The organism is Brevibacillus sp. NPDC003359, from assembly GCF_042878995.1.
Taxonomy (GTDB): domain Bacteria; phylum Bacillota; class Bacilli; order Brevibacillales; family Brevibacillaceae; genus Brevibacillus.
In genome coordinates this window covers 296,805-313,558 of the sequence record NZ_JBIAOR010000004.1, presented here as the reverse complement: position 1 = coordinate 313,558, position 16,754 = coordinate 296,805, and the positions used below count along the sequence as shown (strand labels likewise).

Genomic DNA, 16,754 nt, shown 5'->3' with positions numbered 1-16,754 from the left:
CCCCCTATTCCAAAATAACCAGTTGGCCTGCCGAAAGACCTTTGCGAATCTCAACCTCCGTCTGGGTCATGATACCTGTCTCCACGTCCACTTCCTTCTTGCTATTCCCGTCGAGCACCCGAACGTACTTCCTACCTGATAATTCATGAAGTGCTTTTCTCGGTATAAAAAGAGTCTGATCCTGCTTGTCTACAATCACTTCAATACTGACCCCTGTCCCGATCTCCAAGCCCTTCGGAGGGATTTTCGGTACAATGAGTAGACTTCTCTGATACAGCTTTGTCAAATCCTCTGGTAAATTGGCTGGGACATGCAGGGGTGTCTGAACAACTGTCCCCTCGCCTTTTTCGTCGTCTTTGCCCGAGAGAATAACCTTCATCCCTTCCCTAACATCTTGCAGCGCCTCTTTCTCGGGAGCTGTATACACCACGAACAGCTTGTTCGGATCGCCTATCGTTACCAACTTTTGATGCGCTTCCACCTCATCTCCCACCTGCTTGTTGCTTGTAAAAAGCACGATGCCGTCAAAGGGCGAGATCAGCTTGGTCTCGGCCCAACGCTGTTGCAGGTTCTTCAGGTCCATCTCTTTTTGCTTCACATTAAGCCTGGCACGCTCCACCACGTACTGCCTCTTCTTGGGATCCTGCAATTTCGCCAAGTCTAGCTGAGTCTTTTCCAATTCGATCTTGGCTAGCTTGGTCTCGTTTACCTTGGCGTTCATCTCTGCCTTCATAACGTCCAGCTTGGCGGATTCCACTTCGTAGTGATTATCCTGCTGGGCTTCAAGCAGCTCCAGCTTTGCCTTCTCCACTTCATACCGGGCCGACTCGATCGACCTCTCCATTTCAGCCGCATCCAATTCAGCAAGTACCTGTCCTTTTTTCACCTGATCGCCGCCTTGGACAGAGAACGACTTCAGCCGCAGTCCCTTCGTCTCCGGGAAAGAGAGCTCCGCCGTTTTCACGGTCGTGAAGGAGGCGTTTCCTTTCACACTTTTTACTATCGTCCCTTGCAAAACTTCTGCTACCTCGTATTTGATAGGTGACGGCTCTACTAATGGCGGAGCCAGAACCTCCTCTTCCTTAGGAAATAGGGAACAGCCCGTCAACAAAAGGAAAACGGCTACGTACGCCCATTTTAATTTGCTATTCCTTGATACGACCGTCCTCCAATTCATAGACATCGTCCGCCACCTCCATTACACCAGGATCATGTGTCGTCATAACAATGCTCATAGCACCTTCATCGACCAGATGGCGAAACAGACGGCTAATTTGCAGACCCGTTTTACTATCCAGCTCAGCTGTCGGCTCATCCGCCAATAGTAATGTCGGCCTATTCGCAACAGCTCTAGCAATCGCACAGCGCTGCTGTTCTCCACCGGACATCTCAAATGGCCGATGATGCGCCCGTTTGGACAGTCCAACGATATCAAGCGATTCGCGAACACGCTCCTTCCATTCGGTAGCAGGCACCCCTGACAGCCGCAGTCCAAACTCGACGTTTTCAGCGGCTGACATCAGCGGAAGCAAGCCAAACGACTGAAAGATAAATGCCATGTTCTTTTGCCTGATCCTCGTTCGCTCATGATCCGATAGCTGGCCGATTTCACGTCCCTGAAAGTACACGCTTCCTACCGTCGGACGATCGAGACCACCCAAAAGGTTTAATAGAGTCGTTTTTCCTGATCCTGATCTGCCTTTTAGTACGAGTAATCGGCCTGATTCTACGCGCATTTTTACGCCCGCAAGCGCTCTGACGGCAGTTGCCCCTCTACCAAACGTGCGTTCTACGTTTTTTGTCTCTGCAATGAACGACAAAATGACACCCCCGAAAATATATCTGAAAAATATGAGTTTTATTAATAGTAACGCAAACGAAATCCATTGTTTAATAAAATTGGAATAAACTAATATAAACGAAAATAAATTCCGCGGTATGGTCATTACAGCCACTTACCAAAAGAAAAAAGGCAGAACCCTGTGGTTCTGCCTTTTTATTCTTTCATTTTTGATTTTACAAAGCCCCAGAAACAACATTCCCACGGTATATGACCGCTTGACGCTTCGCACGGCGTGCAACTGCTTCTGCTGCCGAGGATGCCTGAACGAATACGATATCCGCCTCGTCTCCAACATTTGGCCACATGCAGTTGCCCTCTTTATCCAGCGGCGTTTTCCCACCTGTAATGAAGCCCAATGCTTGGGACAGCGAACGCTCATCTTGCATGCGGAAGCGCTCTGCCAAGCGACCTGCTTTTTCCAAGCTATCGCCTTGTCCAAATGGCGACCAGTGATCGGTAATACTGTCGTCTCCGAGAGAGACCGAAACGCCTTTCTCATGCAGCAATGGGATCGGGATCGTCCCTCTGTTCACTGGTACAGTGGAAGTGATCGAAATGCCCAAGCCAGCGAGCATTTCTGCTACTTCGCCTGCTTCTTCCAGACTGATGTCAGCAAGGGAGTTGGCATGACTGATGGTAACTCGACCTTGCCACCCTGCTTCTTCTGTCATTTTAGCCAGACGCTTGAATGTAAACACCCCGAGATGATCTGGGTCATGCAAGTGAACGTCGATTGGCGCATTTGCCTCAACGGCCAGCTCAAAAATGGTAGCGAGCGATTTTTCGATGTTTTGATCGACGGTTGCTGGGTCTACACCACCAACGTAGGTCGCGCCCATTTTCAAGGCCTGACGGATGTTCTCCACTTGGTTGCTCCGCAGTAGGCCTTGCTGCGGGAAGGCAACGACCTCGCAATGCAGTCGACCGCTGAAGGTTTCCAGTGCTGCCATGGTCGCTTCCAGGTTCTTGAGTCCGATATACGGATCGATATTACAATGGGAGCGAATATGGGTGGAGCCTGCGGACAGCAGCAATTCCAGCATTTTTTCTGCGCGCTCTTGGGCTGTTGGCAGCAGCTTTGGCATGAGCTGGCTCTCTTCTTCCAGTCGACCCAAGATGTTTTTCACGGGCGTAACGGCCTTCCAAGGACCGCCATAGTACGTTTTATCGATGTGGATATGCATATCCCTAAATGACGGCAGTGCCAACAGACCGCTGGCAGCCTTCGTTGGCAGCTCAGTTTGTGGAGCAGCTCCATTCACGATCTGTGCAATTCGTCCCTCTTCTATTAATAGATGCGCCTCTTCAGTATCTGTAGCAACCACCTTATCATTTTCTTTGCGGTATCCGCTCTCCAAGCGGACGTTGGTTATCCAATAGGCTGTAGACATCTATCCATGACATCCTTTCTATTTAAAAGTAGTACTACCACTCACCCGCTACCCGGTTGCCTTGGAAAAGAACGACCTTGCGTTTCGCACGTCTCGCAACTGCTTCTGCTGAACACGTCGCTTCGACCGCCATCAAGCTCGCCTCATCTCCAACCAACGGCCACAGGCGATTCCCTGCTTCATCGAGAGTGATCCGCCCTTCTGTCACGAAACCGAGTGCTACGCCTAACGATCTTTCATCCGTCAGGCGGAAGCGTTCAGCCAGTCGTCCTGCTTTTTCCAACAAGTCTCCACTGCCAAAGGGTGTCCAGTTGTCGGTCAAGCTGTCGTTTCCAAGCATGACGGCAACTCCTTCTTGATGTAGCAACGGAATCGGAATGGTCGGGCGATTAATCGGCACTGTCGATGCAATGGAAATGCCAAGGGAGGCGAGGCGTTGTGCCATCTCTCTGGCCTCCTCGTGCGAAACATCGCCCAATCCCATCGCATGACTAATCGTGACACGTCCCTGCCAGCCTGCCTCTTCAGTCAGAGCAGCGAGGCGCTTCATCGTAAATACTCCGAGATGCCCCGGATCATGCAAATGCATATCAATGTCGGCATCCGCTTCGACTGCCAGCTCTAGCATCGTTTGCAGGGAACGCTCGATGTCACCGTCTACCCCACCCGGATCGACGCCACCTACATGTGTGGCGCCTTGACGTAGTGCCTCGCGTACCGTGTCTCGCGCTTCTGTACGTAGCATGCCATAGTGAGGAAAAGCGACGATTTCGTGGGACAAGCGGTCTGCATACGTCTCGAACGCATTCTTCATTCCTTCCAAAAACCCAAGACCGACCTGCGGGTCCACATGACAATGCGTCCTTACATGCGTAACGCCTGTTTGCACCAGTAGCGAGAGAATATTTTCTGCTCCTGTCTGAGCCTGTTTGAGATACATCGGCAACAGCCCTCTGTCCTCAGCGTGGCGTTCGAACAGGTTTTTAACGGGAGTTGTCGCCTTCCACTGGCCGCTGTAATACGTTTTTTCCAGATGAATGTGCTTCTCGGCCATAGACGGCAAAATCAATAAGCCTTTCGCGTCCTTTTTCGGCAGCCCATCCTCCAAAATCTCACTGGAAGGGACAATGCGTGTGATTTTTCCATTCTCGATGAGCAAATCGCGCATTTCTGCCCGCGTTCCACTGATCACGCCTTCTTCCCACTCATATCCGATTTCCAATCGAGCGTTGACGATCCAATAAGGAGAAGATTTCACCGGCTTTTCACTCCTCTACAACGTAACGTTCACTTCTTCCACTTGACCAGAAGCGAGATTGCCTTTGAAGAATACTGCCTGTCGGTTGGCACGACGCGCGATCGCTTCTGCTGAGCAGGTTGCATCCACGAGGATCAGGCTAGCGTCTTCCCCTTGTGCTGGCCACAGCTGTGTTCCATTGGCATCCAGCGTCGTTTTGCCACCTGTGATAAAACGCAGCGATTGAGACAGGGACAGCTCATCCAGCCAACGGTTACGTTCAGCCAGTCGCCAGAGACGCTCCAGTACATCACCATTTCCGTATGGCTGCCATGTGTCAAAAATGTTGTCGCAGCCAACCGCAACGTCTACGCCATTTTGGTGCAACAGCTGCACAGGTGGAATGACGCGGCTAAACGGCACGCTGGTGATAATTGTGATGCCCGCTTCCCGCAGGATCGTCGCCATCTCTTCTGCTTCTTGTACGGGAATGTCTCCGAGAGCAAACGCATGGCTGATTGCTACGCGGCCTTGCCAGCCAGCGTCAACAGTCATTGCTGCCAGCCGCTTCATCGTATAAGTTCCCAAATGTCCTGGATCATGCAAATGCAAGTCCACACCTGCGTTTGCTTCTACCGCTAGCTCCATCATATGGTGCAAAGATTCTTCTATATCGCCATCCACATTAGCTGGGTCTACGCCCCCAACATGAGTCGCCCCTTGACGCAATGCCTCACGCAAGAGTGCTTTTGCATCCGTTCGCAACAAGCCATGCTGCGGAAACGCCACGATCTCGTGAGTGACACGATCCGTGTAAGTTGCTAATGCTACTTTCACTGATTCTAGATTGGAGATTCCCACTTCTGGGTAAATGTCCACATGTGTACGCACGTGTGTCGAGCCATAGGACAAGAAGATCTCCAACAGATTCTCTGCACGCTCTTTTGTGGTTGTCTGCAATCCTGGCAATGTGCGCTTTTCAATTTCGCAGCGCTCAATAATATTGGACACAGGAATGACGGCCCGCCATGGTTCTCCCTGAAGCGTTTTGTCCAAATGAACATGCTTCTCTACGAAAGATGGGAGTGCCAATAAGCCTTTTGCATCCTTTTGCAAAATACCGTCTGTAAGCTTCTCTGTCGCCGGTACAATACGCGCGAATTTTCCGTCTTTTACCAAAATGTGAAACAAGGATGCCTCTGTCCCCGTGACGACACCGTTTTCCCGACGGTAGCCCGTCTCCAAACGAACATTGGTCAACCAATAGGTAACGCCCATCCATTATCCACCCTCTCTTTGTCTCTCTCCATTCCTTTCTCCCCCATTATCTAGGAAGCCGAAAGACTTGATTTGCACAATCTTTACGTCTATTTTCACTATTTTTACGACTTGTTCAAATTGCCTTTACTTCGTACATTTTTCTGATAACTTTGACGTAAGCAAAGGAGGGGGTTACACCATGAAGGTTGAGATCGCACCAACCAATCAAGCTCTTCCGCCGAAAGCAGCGGCTGCTCGCCCTAGCAGATGGCGGACTTTTTACAGGAAACTACGAAAAAACAAACTCGCCATGGTAGGCGGCTGTATCGTGATTTTTTACATCGCGATTGCCCTGTTGGCACCATTCATCGCTCCCTACGATCCATATGAAATTGACTTGGTTAACAAGTTGAAGCCACCATCTGCTGAACACTGGATGGGTACCGACGACAAAGGTCGGGATGTAATGAGCCGTCTTTTATACGGAACGCAGCTCTCGATGTCCGTCGGATTTGTCGCAGTCTTCATTGGTGCATTTTTCGGAATTATTCTCGGCTTATTATCCGGTTACTACGGGGGCTGGGTAGATACGGTCATCTCCCGTATTATCGATGTACTGCTCGCCTTCCCGGGAATCCTGCTTTCACTGGCTATCGTAAGTGCACTTGGCCCAAGTCTCTTTAACGTCATGATCGCCGTTGGTATCTTCTCGATTCCTGTATTTGCACGGATCGTTCGCGGTTCTACCTTGACTGTGAAAAAGCTGGAATACATCGATGCGATCCGCTCACTCGGTGCCAACGACTTAACGATTATCTTTAAACACATTTTCCCAAACATTTTGTCTCCTATTATCGTACAGGCAACGATGCGTCTAGCTACCGCGATTCTATCCGCCGCTGGCCTTTCGTTCCTTGGACTGGGAGCACAGCCTCCTCTGCCGGAGTGGGGCGCCATGCTCAGTAACGGACGCGACTTCTTGTTTACCGCTCCGCATCTGGCCATGTTCCCTGGTTTCGCTATTGCAACTCTTGTTCTCGGCTTCAACATCTTTGGAGACGGCCTCAGGGACGCTCTCGATCCACGAATGAAACAATAGGAGGGAATGCTTCATGTTTGTTTACATTATCCGTCGCCTGCTGCAGATGATTCCCGTCCTGCTCGGTGTCATTCTGGTCGTTTTTTTGATCATGCAAATGGTTCCTGGCGACCCGGCTGTATTGCTCGCCGGTGAAGGCGCTTCTGCAGAAACGATTGCAAATATGCGTACTCAGCTCGGCTTGGATCAACCCATCATGGTTCAGTACGCGCAATATGTCGCCAACGTGTTCCAAGGTGATCTAGGTACATCACTTCGTTCCAATCTCCCCGTGTGGGATGAGATCATGGCGCGCTTGCCTGCTACCATCGAACTCGCCATTGCGAGTATTTTGGTAACGGTTGTACTCGGGATGATCGCAGGTATCATCTCTGCTACCAAGCAATACTCTGCTGCTGATATTACGATCATGGTCATTGCTTTGCTCGGTGTATCCTTGCCAAGCTTTTGGCTCGGCTTGAGCTTGATCTACACGTTTTCCGTCAAGCTGCAACTCTTCCCTGTCGCAGGCTGGGGCACCTGGAAGCACATGGTTTTGCCAGCGATCACACTCGGTACCGCTGGAGCTGCCATCGTTGCTCGGATGACTCGCTCCAGTATGCTCGACGTCGTGCGTCAAGACTACATCCGCACAGCGAAAGCAAAAGGCTTGAGAGAATCTGTCATCGTTTACAAGCACGCATTGAAAAACGCGTTGATCCCGATTATTACCGTAGTCGGCTTGCAGTTCGGTTTCCTTTTAGGTGGTACGGTTCTCGTAGAATCCGTATTTGCCATCAACGGCTTGGGTCGTTTGATCGTCGATGCGATCCGCATGCGTGATTTGCCTGTCGTACAAGGCGGTGTACTGATCGCTTCCATTATCTTCGTGTTCGTAAACCTGCTCGTCGATGTATTGTATCGCTACTTCAATAAACGAATTGATTTGAACTAAGGAGGGATCACCATGCCGGAACAACAAGATATCATCCTGGACGTTCGCAATCTGCAAACGCATTTTTTCACAGAAGATGGCGTCAGTAAAGCAGTGGACGGCGTTGATTTCTCTCTAAATAGAGGAGAGACACTAGGTCTGGTAGGAGAATCGGGCTGTGGAAAAAGTATCACTTCCCTCTCGATCCTGCGTTTGATTGCCAGTCCTCCGGGAAAAATTGTAGGAGGAGAAATCCTTTTCAAAGGGCAAGACCTGACGAAGAAATCGGAATCAGACATGCGCACGATCCGCGGCAACGAGATTTCGATGATTTTCCAAGAACCAATGACCTCGCTTAATCCGGTTTATTCGGTTGGGGAACAAATCGCAGAGGTATTGCGTCTGCACCAAAACATGGGACGCAGGGAAGCGTGGGATAAAGCAGTCGACATGCTGCGTCTGGTCGGTATTCCTTCCCCGGAAAAACGCGCGACGCAAGAGCCGCATGAATTGTCTGGTGGTATGCGCCAACGCGTCATGATCGCGATGGCTCTCGCCTGCCGCCCAGAAATTTTGATCGCGGATGAACCGACGACAGCTTTGGACGTTACCATTCAGGCGCAGATTCTCGAGCTGATGAAAAAGCTGCAAGTCGAAATGGGCATGAGCATTATCATGATTACCCATGATCTTGGTGTCGTTGCTGAAACATGCGATCGCGTTGCGGTCATGTACGCAGGAAAAGTCGTGGAGTACACGACTGCACAAAACCTGTTCGCGAATCCACGCCATCCCTATACAGTAGGGTTGATGAACTCCCTCCCCCGTCTGGATGAGGACGTGGAAGAGTTGCAAGCGATCAAAGGGAATGTTCCAAGTCCCTTCAACATGCCAGTTGGATGCCGATTTGCTCCACGTTGCCTGCATGCTACAGAATTGTGCAATACGAAGCTTCCTGAGCTCTTGGAATATGCAGACGGAAGCAAAGTACGCTGCTGGATGTATACGTCTGAGTGGGACGGCGACACCAAGACTGCTACGGAAGTGGGGGTATGACCATGATGACGACACAAGCGAATCCAACGAAAAAACCACTGCTCGAAGTAAAAAATCTCAAACAGCACTTCCCGATCAAAGGCGGCATATTAGGTCGTACCGTCAACCATGTAAAAGCCGTGGATGACATCAGCTTCACGATCCACGAAGGAGAAACACTGAGTATTGTAGGCGAATCCGGTTGTGGGAAATCCACTACCGGCCGTGCCATCCTCCGTCTGGATGAACCGACGAGCGGAACGGTATTATTCGAGGGACAAGATCTGCTGGCGATGTCCAAGAAGCAAATGCGCGACATGCGTAAGCATTTGCAGGTCATTTTTCAGGACCCATTTGCTTCGCTCAACCCGCGTCAATCTGTATCCGCAATTCTCGGGGAAGCGTTGGCGATCCAAAATATCGTGCCTGCGCATCAACGCCGTGAACGCATTATCGAGCTGCTCGGCTATGTAGGCTTGCGTCCGGATCAAATTGACCGTTTCCCGCATGAATTCAGCGGCGGACAACGCCAGCGGATCGGGATTGCGCGTGCACTCGCCATGCAACCGAAGCTGATCATTTGTGACGAAGCCGTATCGGCACTTGACGTATCTATTCAGGCTCAAGTGCTGAATCTCCTGAAATCGTTGCAAAAGCAATTCAAGCTGACGTATTTGTTTATCTCCCATGACCTCGGCGTCGTTCGTCACATCTCGGATCGCGTCATGGTCATGTACCTCGGTAAAGTGGTAGAGATCGCGGATAAAAAGTCGCTGTTCGACAACCCGCAGCACCCTTACACGCAGGCACTCTTGTCTGCGATCCCGGTGCCGGATATGAGTAAAAAGCAGGAGCGGATCATTCTGCGTGGAGACGTACCATCTCCAATCAATCCGCCACAGGGCTGCCGCTTCCATACGCGTTGCCCGTATGCAATTGATCGCTGCAAAACAGAAGTACCAGGACTCACGAGCTTGCACGACACACATCAAGTAGCGTGCCACATCGTTCAAGTCTAGTAATAGAGAGATTAAAATTTTCTAAAAACGCAAGAGATCACAAAGCAGCATGATATGATGGTAACTGCAAAATCTATCCATACAGAAGGGATCACATGATAAGCTTCGAAGGTTTCACATTGCTCATTCTGCTGTTTATTTTGGCTCCTATCATAGGAGCTATTGCTTTATTGTTTCTGTTCATTTTCGAGAAGCGGATTGATCTGTTAGAAAACAAGAATCTAAAGATCGAGCTGGAAAAAGAGCTGCAGCAAGCGCTCTATAATCAGTTGAATCAACAAATCCAGCCTCACTTCTTGTTTAATACGTTAAATGTCATTCTGAGTCTGGCGCGATTGAACCGAACGAAGGAACTGGTGAGAGCGCTCGAGGTCCTCTCCCAGTTTCTCAAATTCAAATACAAATCTACAGAGCCATTGATTTCATTGGCGCGGGAGATTACGTACACGGAGCAATATTTGGAGATCCAAAAGCTGCGTTTCGGCGATCGGCTCCGGATTCAGCTAGATTGTTCAGATGATCTCTTGCAAGCATCCATTCCCCCATTCGTCTTGCAGACGCTCGTGGAAAACGCATTTAAGCATGGATTGGAACGAAAAATGGGCGAAGCTATCTTAGACATCCGCATAAGCCGAAAAAATGACGATGTCCTGCTTACGGTTATCGACAACGGTTCTTCCGGACTCACAGCATTCCAGAATGAAAGTGAGATCGAAACTGAACAGCCACATGAGAAGAGCGGTCACGGGTTGGACAACATCCGCAGGCGGCTCCACCTTTGTTTTGGTGATCATGCACATCTGGAGCTTGCTCCGATATCTGAGGGAGGAACTCTTGTGTCTGTCAGGTGGCCCTGTACTTATGAACAAATCGATCTGAGGTGAGAAGATGAACGTATTACTCGTGGATGACGAACCGTTGGAGCTGGACCAACTCGAGTATTTGATTCAGCCCATGTTCCCCTTGTGGAAATTCTACAAGGCCGCAGATGGCAGCAGGGCCATGGCGATCAGCCAGAAGGTTCCTCTTCATCTCGCCTTTCTGGACATTAATCTTCCGGGGAAATCCGGGCTGGTGCTTGGCGAAGAGCTGAGAGCCCAGCACAAAGACATCGAGCTCATCATTGTAACGGCTTATCAAGATTTTCATTATGCCAAGCAATCGATCCGCCTCGGTGTCGTGGATTACATCACGAAGCCCGTCATTGAGAGCGAGCTGGTCGACATTCTGAAAAAATATCAGAAGAGCCCTACCCTCTCCGCTTACACCCGCATTATTTCCGATGCGATGAACATCATTCATCAAAAATTTGCGGAGAAGCTGAACTTGGCTGATCTGGCAGCAGAGGTCCATATCAATCCGACGTATTTGAGCCGCCGTTTTCATGAAGAAGTAGGCGTCTCATTTTCCGAGTATTTAATGCAGTACCGCATTCAAATGTCGAAGAAGTTCCTGATCGCTCATCCTGATTGGAGCATATCGACAGTTGCTGAGCGGACCGGCTTTAACAGCCAACACTATTTCAGCACCATTTTTCGCAAGGTAGTGGGGAAAACCCCGAAAGAATACCGGGACAAGGGGAATGCATCTTGACCTACTTATCGTTTCGTGAATACGTGGTAGGTGCAGCAAAGATCGGCATTGGGCTTGGAGTCGTCTCGATCCTCGCCCGCTGGGTAACCGGAAACACGATCTTCGGTTCACCGGAAGCACTCGTCAAATACGGGATATTTGGCGGGATCGGCTTCGCTTTGATGGGAGCATTTGCCCTCAGTATGTTTGGCCTGCTTGGGAAAAGAGTCCGCCGTGAGTTATCGGAAGGGATGACAATCGGGGATTACATGCGGGACAAGCTGCATCCATTTGGTTACTGGCTGATGATCATCATCCTTTTGATTACCACGATTGAAGCGATGTTCGTTCAGGGAATGGCTGGGGGCGTGTTACTGAACATCTTGTTTGGCTTACCGATCCCTCTCGGCTTGCTCTGTTTTTTTGGATTTTGTGTGCTGTTTGCAGGCATCGGGGGTATCCGTTCGATCCATCGTTTTGCCATCGTGCAAATTGTCATTACGTTTGCGGCCATCATCCTGATTCCCGTCTACTTTTTCGTCGGAAAAGGTGTCGAGCACGTCTATAACGGACTGCGCCTTTACCATCCCTACCTTCTGGTGCTCAACAACAACGAGGGTCTTTTTTTTATCATTACCGGGCTGTTGATCGGGTTTGGTCAAGTGTTTGTCGATCAGGCATCGTGGCAGCGGCTCTATATGATGGAAGAGAAAAAGATCGTTCCTACCTTTCTGGTGTCCGGGCTCATTTTTGCCACCGTACCACTGGCGTTTTCCTCGCTGATCATCATTGTCCTTTTTACGGGCGGCTTTGACGATATTTACTCGCTGTTGTTTGATCTCGTACGCAAAATCGACACGATGCTATTGCTTGTATTATTTGTCCTCTGCGCCTTTGGTGCGATCATGTCCGCTTTTGGTGCAGGTCTTCATTCTATGATCAGTCTGATGATCAACAACGTCTATCAGCTGTTCCGCCCAGACGCTTCTGAACGGCAAAAAATTCGTTTGGGCTACATCCTTGCCATTGCCATCGGTGCGCTTTCGTATGGTTTAACGTTCTACTTCCAGCCGACCTTGCTGGATTTGCTGTTCTTCTTTGGCATTATGTATGCCTCACTGTTTTTGCCTGTCGTCGTCATCGTGCTGACGAGGGGGAAGGCACCTACTTTCATTTTGATCAGCGCAGTAATGGGATTCATCGCAGGCTATAGCAGCCGGATGTACGTCGATCCAATGATGGCAATCTGGGTTGCCTCCTTATGTACAGCTCTGGTCTTAACTGCCTACTTATGCATGACCTGGCTATGGAAACGGTACATCCGAACGCCGGATCATACTCGCTGACCCACAGGAAGGAACGAATCCTATGCTACGCTCCTACTTGCTGCTCGTTTTTTGCGTAACCGCTTGGGGCAGCAATTTCGTCTTCGGGAAAATGCTCGTCGCCGAGTTTTCTCCGCTCTTTTTGTCGGCTATGCGTCTCTTGTTCATTGTGTTATTTTTACTCATCTGGTCCAGAGGGCGTCTGAAAATGCCAAAGCTAACTCGTACGGACTGGCTCTTGCTCGCAGTACTGGGAGTTGTCGGCGTGTTCATCAACCAGTGGTCCTTCTACAAAGGGCTCGTTACGGCTGACCCGACCACCTCAGCGCTCATCCTGGCACTTACACCGATTACGACAGCTCTGTTGGCTGCCTTGTTCCTGAAGGAGTCCTTGACTGGCCGCATGGCAATCGGTTCGGTGATCGGTACATCAGGCGTATTGTTCGTCATTTATACAGGGGCAGAGTTGCATTTTGATGTAGGTATCCTCTGGATTGTATTGACGATGCTGACATTCGCGACCTCGATCATACTCGTCAGGTTGTTGGGACATCGACTCCCTCCACTCGTGACGACACTCGTATCCAATTTGATCGGCTTCGGATCAATGCTACCTTTTGTCCTGATCAGCATCCCTTCGGCTACAGTTAGCACCAGCCTTTCATTATGGATTCTCTTGTTTGTCACCGCTGTCGTCATGCACGGCATTGTGACCTTGATCTGGAACAGTCAACTACAGAAGGTAGGCGCCGCCAAAGCCGCGATGTTTGCGAATCTGGAACCGTTTATTGCCATGCTTTTTGGCTTATTCTTGCTGGCAAAGCCTGTAACAGCCGTACAGTTTTTCGGTGCGATTCTCATCATCGCTGGCGTGACCTTGACCACAACATCCAAGGAACCGCGAGAAAAGAAGAAGCTCTCCTCCCTTTCGTCCTGATCAAAGCAGTTCGCCGCATTTTTCATACTAAAACAGTCGGAATTGTAGTTGAGAAGTACAATTTCATTGCTTTATACTAGAAGAAAGGCGGGCGATGTCTGTGCCGTTACATAGTGATAAGAGGAGGGGACAGTCTATGTCTACCGTAAAACTATCCCAGTGGGAAACGATGCTGTTAGAGGCAGCCCGTGCCCATGGATTCGTCGATGAAGAAATTATCCACAAGCTGAGAACAGGTGACCCAGAGCCTTTTTTGGATGTGGAAGGCGGTAAGTACGATTACACCCATCTCTTTGAACTGTCCAAAAATGATCCCACTACGCTGGAAACTGCGATTCGCGAAGGCTACCAGATCAAGTTCACCACTTTTAACGGGATCAAGTTTTTGCTGAACAAACGCTACAACATCCAAGCGGAGCGCGACTATCAAGTCGAGGAAACAACCCTGCACCACGTTCGCTTACCAGACGATGCACTGGCTTGGATGCGCAGGACACTCTCCCATAACTGGCGAATTGTTGAACTAGAAAAGCTCGCAAACACCAAAGAAACGCTCGTCAGATTTGAACTGGCAGCATCGTAAATACGAAAGAGCACTTTCCTTAGTGGAGAGTGCTCTTTTTTCGAAATGCGGATAATGGAAGGAGAACCCTGATGACAAAGCAAGCATATATCCAACACATTCAAGCAACGTATCCGGAATTGACCATCACCTCCGCCTACTTTAACGAGATGGGCCAAAACAATGATGTGCTCATCGTCAATGACGCGCACGTGTTTCGCTTCCCGAAATATACCGCCGGAATCGAGCAGCTGAAGGTCGAAACGAGTATTTTACGTACAGTAAAATCATATCTCTCCCTGCCGATTCCGGCTCCGATCTATTTGTCCTTTGCCGAGGAAACACCTGGGCGGGTGTTTGCCGGATATCCGCTACTCGAAGGTGAGCCTTTTACCCGAGAAGCTTTCCAAGCAGCCTCTCGTCAAAATTCGGTACCGACTATCGCTGCCCAGCTGGCACAATTTCTTCATGAACTGCACCAGCTTCCCGTCTCCTCCTTGCTCCCGGAGCTTATCCCAGGCGATTTTGACATGGCCAAGCAGTTGACTGAGCTGTATGAACAGGTTGTATCGCAGTTGTTCCCAGCCATGCGTGAGCAAGCGAAAAAGGATGTGGCAGAGCGTTTTGAAACGTACCTGGCTGACCCCGCCCACTTTGATTTTCAGCCTTGCTTGACTCACGGAGATTTCGGCACAGGCAATATTTTGTACTCCCCGACAAAACAACGCATCACAGGCATCATCGATTTTGGCGGCGCTGGTGTAGGCGATCCGGCATACGACCTCGCTGGACTCTGTGCGAGCTACGGGGAACCGTTTTTGCAGCATTTCACTCCGGTGTACCCCCAGCTTGAACAGGTGATGACAAGGATGAGATTTTACCGCAGTACATTTGCCTTGGAGGAAGCGCTGTTCGGTCTGGAAAACGACGATGAGACAGCCTACCAAGCTGGTATGCGGGACTACATCTAGCCTTTTACGGCACCCTGTGTGAGCCCTTCCACCAAGTACTTTTGGCAAAATGCAAACAATAGCATCGTCGGGATGACAGACAGAACCGTAGCTGCCGACATCGCTCCCCATTCGATATCATACTTTTTGATGAAGGCGTTGGGTATCCGTTGGAAAAAGCCAGACATGATAATCGTACAAAATGGAATCAGCATGACCGTGTAGATGAGCATCAGCGAAAACAGGCTGTTTAGGATGTGCATCTTGGACATCATCATGTACAGCGGCGCCATGCCAATGAACATCGGGATCATTTGGGTGACGAGAAATCCGAACATCACCTGACGCTTTCCTTTAAACGAAAAGCGGGCCAACACGTATCCGCCGAGCATCGCGATGAACACGACCATAGCCGAGGCGACCAAGGAAACGAGAAAGCTATTCCAGATGTACACCTGAAAGTGGGAAATCTGAAAGATCTCCAAGTAGTTGATCAGTGTCACCTGTTCCGGCCAATATTGAATCGGAAGCGAAAAGATTTCCTTTTGACCTTTGAGCGAAGTAATAATAATCCAATACAGCGGAAAAATGGCGAACGCAAGAAACAGGGTCAGTATAATCACTCTGCCAGTCCTCCACCCAAGATGATCACGGTGCATCAGAAGTCCCCTCCCTTCTCTACTTTGGTCGCTTTCACGTAGAAGATCGTGAATAACATCAAAATCAATACGATGATGACACCTACTGCCGATGCTTGCCCGTAGTCTTGTCCAAAGATGACTTTATCGATCATGTAAGTAGCGAATATATGCGTGGAGCCAGCTGGAGCGCCATTTGTCATCGCGTAAATAATGTCCGGGAAGTTGAGAATCCAGATGACCCGCAACAGGATCGTCACCAGCATCGTAGGCATGATATACGGCAGCGTCACACGCCAAAACTGCTGAATCCGCCCCGCTCCATCCATCGCCGCCGCTTCATACAACTCCTCTGGAATCGATTGCAGGGCTGCCAGTATCATGATGGCAAAAAACGCGACGCCATACCAAATATTCGCGATAATGACGGCAGCCATCGCCCAAGCCCCATCCGCCAAAAAGGAAATCGGCGCATCAATCAGACCCGTTTTCAGCAGCAAATCGTTAATGACGCCAAACTGGGCATTGAACATCCACCGCCAAATCAGCCCAATCAGAAAGCCGGACATCGCCCACGGGAAAAAGACAAATGCCTGGTAAATCCCTCTCCCGCGAAATTTTTTACGCATCAAGAGGGCCAGCATGAAGCCAAACAGCAATTGAAAGACAAGGGAGAAAAACACCCAGTAAAAGCTGTTCATGGCAACACGCGGGAAGTCTGGGCTTGTCAGTACGTTCACAAAGTTGTCCAGCCCGATGAACTGAATATTCATCAAGTCAAACAGCGTGTAGTTCTGAAAAGACATGATGATTCCACGCACGAGTGGATAATACGTGAAGACCGAAACAAACAAAATGGCGGGCAAAAGGCACAAAAATATGAAGCGACCTTCTTTGGAGATCCGGAACGATTTCTTCCCTTCCGGCACAACCTGCTTCGTCGTCATGACGATGGGTTTTTGTGTGTCCAAGC

At 49.8% G+C, this 16,754-nt stretch carries 17 protein-coding genes; 10 read left to right on the top strand and 7 right to left on the bottom strand.

The window, feature by feature from the left end; translation table 11 throughout:
- Positions 1–4: 4 nt before the first annotated feature.
- The 5 genes from ACFYU8_RS15490 to ACFYU8_RS15470 form a co-directional block, all read right to left on the bottom strand.
- Positions 5–1,183 carry an efflux RND transporter periplasmic adaptor subunit gene (locus ACFYU8_RS15490; RefSeq protein WP_390299975.1) on the bottom strand — a complete coding sequence of 393 codons (1,179 nt, stop codon included), beginning with the start codon at positions 1,181–1,183 and terminating at the stop codon, positions 5–7.
- Positions 1,146–1,820: an ABC transporter ATP-binding protein gene (locus tag ACFYU8_RS15485; protein WP_390299978.1), complete on the bottom strand. Its 675-nt coding sequence runs from the start codon at positions 1,818–1,820 to the stop codon at positions 1,146–1,148. Before ACFYU8_RS15485 ends, ACFYU8_RS15490 begins: the two co-directional genes overlap by 38 nt.
- A gap of 196 nt (positions 1,821–2,016) precedes the next feature.
- Positions 2,017–3,234 carry an amidohydrolase family protein gene (locus ACFYU8_RS15480; RefSeq protein WP_390299981.1) on the bottom strand — a complete coding sequence of 406 codons (1,218 nt, stop codon included), beginning with the start codon at positions 3,232–3,234 and terminating at the stop codon, positions 2,017–2,019.
- A 34-nt stretch (positions 3,235–3,268) separates the two neighbouring features.
- A complete protein-coding gene (locus ACFYU8_RS15475; protein WP_390299983.1) occupies positions 3,269–4,492 on the bottom strand; it encodes an amidohydrolase in 1,224 nt (407 codons plus the stop codon).
- 15 nt (positions 4,493–4,507) lie between these two features.
- Positions 4,508–5,749, bottom strand: a complete 1,242-nt coding sequence (locus ACFYU8_RS15470; protein WP_390299985.1) for an amidohydrolase — start codon at positions 5,747–5,749, stop codon at positions 4,508–4,510.
- A 181-nt stretch (positions 5,750–5,930) separates the two neighbouring features.
- On the opposite strand from ACFYU8_RS15470, the gene nikC reads away from it, so the two are divergent.
- The 10 genes from nikC to ACFYU8_RS15420 all read left to right on the top strand — a co-directional run bounded on the left by nikC (position 5,931) and on the right by ACFYU8_RS15420 (position 15,164).
- Positions 5,931–6,830, top strand: coding sequence for a nickel transporter permease (gene nikC / locus ACFYU8_RS15465; protein ID WP_390299987.1), 900 nt, complete (start codon positions 5,931–5,933; stop codon positions 6,828–6,830).
- A 13-nt stretch (positions 6,831–6,843) separates the two neighbouring features.
- Positions 6,844–7,764, top strand: coding sequence for a nickel ABC transporter permease (gene nikB / locus ACFYU8_RS15460; RefSeq protein ID WP_390299989.1), 921 nt, complete (start codon positions 6,844–6,846; stop codon positions 7,762–7,764).
- A 12-nt stretch (positions 7,765–7,776) separates the two neighbouring features.
- Positions 7,777–8,799, top strand: a complete 1,023-nt coding sequence (locus ACFYU8_RS15455; RefSeq protein WP_390299991.1) for an ABC transporter ATP-binding protein — start codon at positions 7,777–7,779, stop codon at positions 8,797–8,799.
- Between the two features lie 2 nt (positions 8,800–8,801).
- Positions 8,802–9,797: an ABC transporter ATP-binding protein gene (locus ACFYU8_RS15450; RefSeq protein ID WP_390299993.1), complete on the top strand. Its 996-nt coding sequence runs from the start codon at positions 8,802–8,804 to the stop codon at positions 9,795–9,797.
- Between the two features lie 95 nt (positions 9,798–9,892).
- Complete coding sequence (locus ACFYU8_RS15445) at positions 9,893–10,681, top strand: sensor histidine kinase (protein ID WP_390299995.1); 789 nt, start codon at positions 9,893–9,895, stop codon at positions 10,679–10,681.
- Positions 10,682–10,685: 4 nt separating this feature from the next.
- Complete coding sequence (locus ACFYU8_RS15440) at positions 10,686–11,390, top strand: response regulator transcription factor (protein WP_390299997.1); 705 nt, start codon at positions 10,686–10,688, stop codon at positions 11,388–11,390.
- Positions 11,387–12,715 (top strand): sodium:solute symporter family transporter, encoded by a 1,329-nt coding sequence (locus ACFYU8_RS15435; RefSeq protein ID WP_390299999.1) that lies wholly within the window; start codon positions 11,387–11,389, stop codon positions 12,713–12,715. The genes ACFYU8_RS15440 and ACFYU8_RS15435 overlap by 4 nt, the downstream gene beginning before the upstream one ends.
- 22 nt (positions 12,716–12,737) lie before the next feature.
- Positions 12,738–13,631: a DMT family transporter gene (locus ACFYU8_RS15430; protein ID WP_390300001.1), complete on the top strand. Its 894-nt coding sequence runs from the start codon at positions 12,738–12,740 to the stop codon at positions 13,629–13,631.
- A gap of 136 nt (positions 13,632–13,767) precedes the next feature.
- Positions 13,768–14,214: a hypothetical protein gene (locus ACFYU8_RS15425; RefSeq protein ID WP_390300003.1), complete on the top strand. Its 447-nt coding sequence runs from the start codon at positions 13,768–13,770 to the stop codon at positions 14,212–14,214.
- Between the two features lie 71 nt (positions 14,215–14,285).
- On the top strand, positions 14,286–15,164 hold the full coding sequence (locus ACFYU8_RS15420; protein WP_390300005.1) for a phosphotransferase family protein: 879 nt from the start codon (positions 14,286–14,288) through the stop codon (positions 15,162–15,164).
- On the opposite strand, the gene ACFYU8_RS15415 is transcribed toward ACFYU8_RS15420, so the two are convergent.
- Both ACFYU8_RS15415 and ACFYU8_RS15410 read right to left on the bottom strand, forming a co-directional pair.
- Positions 15,161–15,802, bottom strand: a complete 642-nt coding sequence (locus ACFYU8_RS15415; RefSeq protein WP_390300007.1) for a carbohydrate ABC transporter permease — start codon at positions 15,800–15,802, stop codon at positions 15,161–15,163. The genes ACFYU8_RS15420 and ACFYU8_RS15415 overlap by 4 nt on opposite strands.
- On the bottom strand, positions 15,802–16,752 hold the full coding sequence (locus ACFYU8_RS15410) for a carbohydrate ABC transporter permease (RefSeq protein ID WP_390300009.1): 951 nt from the start codon (positions 16,750–16,752) through the stop codon (positions 15,802–15,804). Before ACFYU8_RS15410 ends, ACFYU8_RS15415 begins: the two co-directional genes overlap by 1 nt.
- Positions 16,753–16,754 lie beyond the last annotated feature (2 nt).

Excerpts from the sequence above, each read along its gene's own strand:
- ACFYU8_RS15490 (WP_390299975.1), bottom strand. The coding sequence starts at position 1,183 with ATGTCTATGAATTGGAGGACGGTCGTATCAAGGAATAGCAAATTAAAA.
- ACFYU8_RS15430 (WP_390300001.1), top strand. The coding sequence starts at position 12,738 with ATGCTACGCTCCTACTTGCTGCTCGTTTTTTGCGTAACCGCTTGGGGC.
- ACFYU8_RS15420 (WP_390300005.1), top strand. The coding sequence starts at position 14,286 with ATGACAAAGCAAGCATATATCCAACACATTCAAGCAACGTATCCGGAA.
- ACFYU8_RS15415 (WP_390300007.1), bottom strand. The coding sequence starts at position 15,802 with ATGCACCGTGATCATCTTGGGTGGAGGACTGGCAGAGTGATTATACTG.
- ACFYU8_RS15470 (WP_390299985.1), bottom strand. The coding sequence starts at position 5,749 with ATGGGCGTTACCTATTGGTTGACCAATGTTCGTTTGGAGACGGGCTAC.
- nikB (WP_390299989.1), top strand. The coding sequence starts at position 6,844 with ATGTTTGTTTACATTATCCGTCGCCTGCTGCAGATGATTCCCGTCCTG.
- ACFYU8_RS15480 (WP_390299981.1), bottom strand. The coding sequence starts at position 3,234 with ATGTCTACAGCCTATTGGATAACCAACGTCCGCTTGGAGAGCGGATAC.
- ACFYU8_RS15455 (WP_390299991.1), top strand. The coding sequence starts at position 7,777 with ATGCCGGAACAACAAGATATCATCCTGGACGTTCGCAATCTGCAAACG.
- ACFYU8_RS15450 (WP_390299993.1), top strand. The coding sequence starts at position 8,802 with ATGATGACGACACAAGCGAATCCAACGAAAAAACCACTGCTCGAAGTA.
- ACFYU8_RS15440 (WP_390299997.1), top strand. The coding sequence starts at position 10,686 with ATGAACGTATTACTCGTGGATGACGAACCGTTGGAGCTGGACCAACTC.
- nikC (WP_390299987.1), top strand. The coding sequence starts at position 5,931 with ATGAAGGTTGAGATCGCACCAACCAATCAAGCTCTTCCGCCGAAAGCA.
- ACFYU8_RS15425 (WP_390300003.1), top strand. The coding sequence starts at position 13,768 with ATGTCTACCGTAAAACTATCCCAGTGGGAAACGATGCTGTTAGAGGCA.
- ACFYU8_RS15445 (WP_390299995.1), top strand. The coding sequence starts at position 9,893 with ATGATAAGCTTCGAAGGTTTCACATTGCTCATTCTGCTGTTTATTTTG.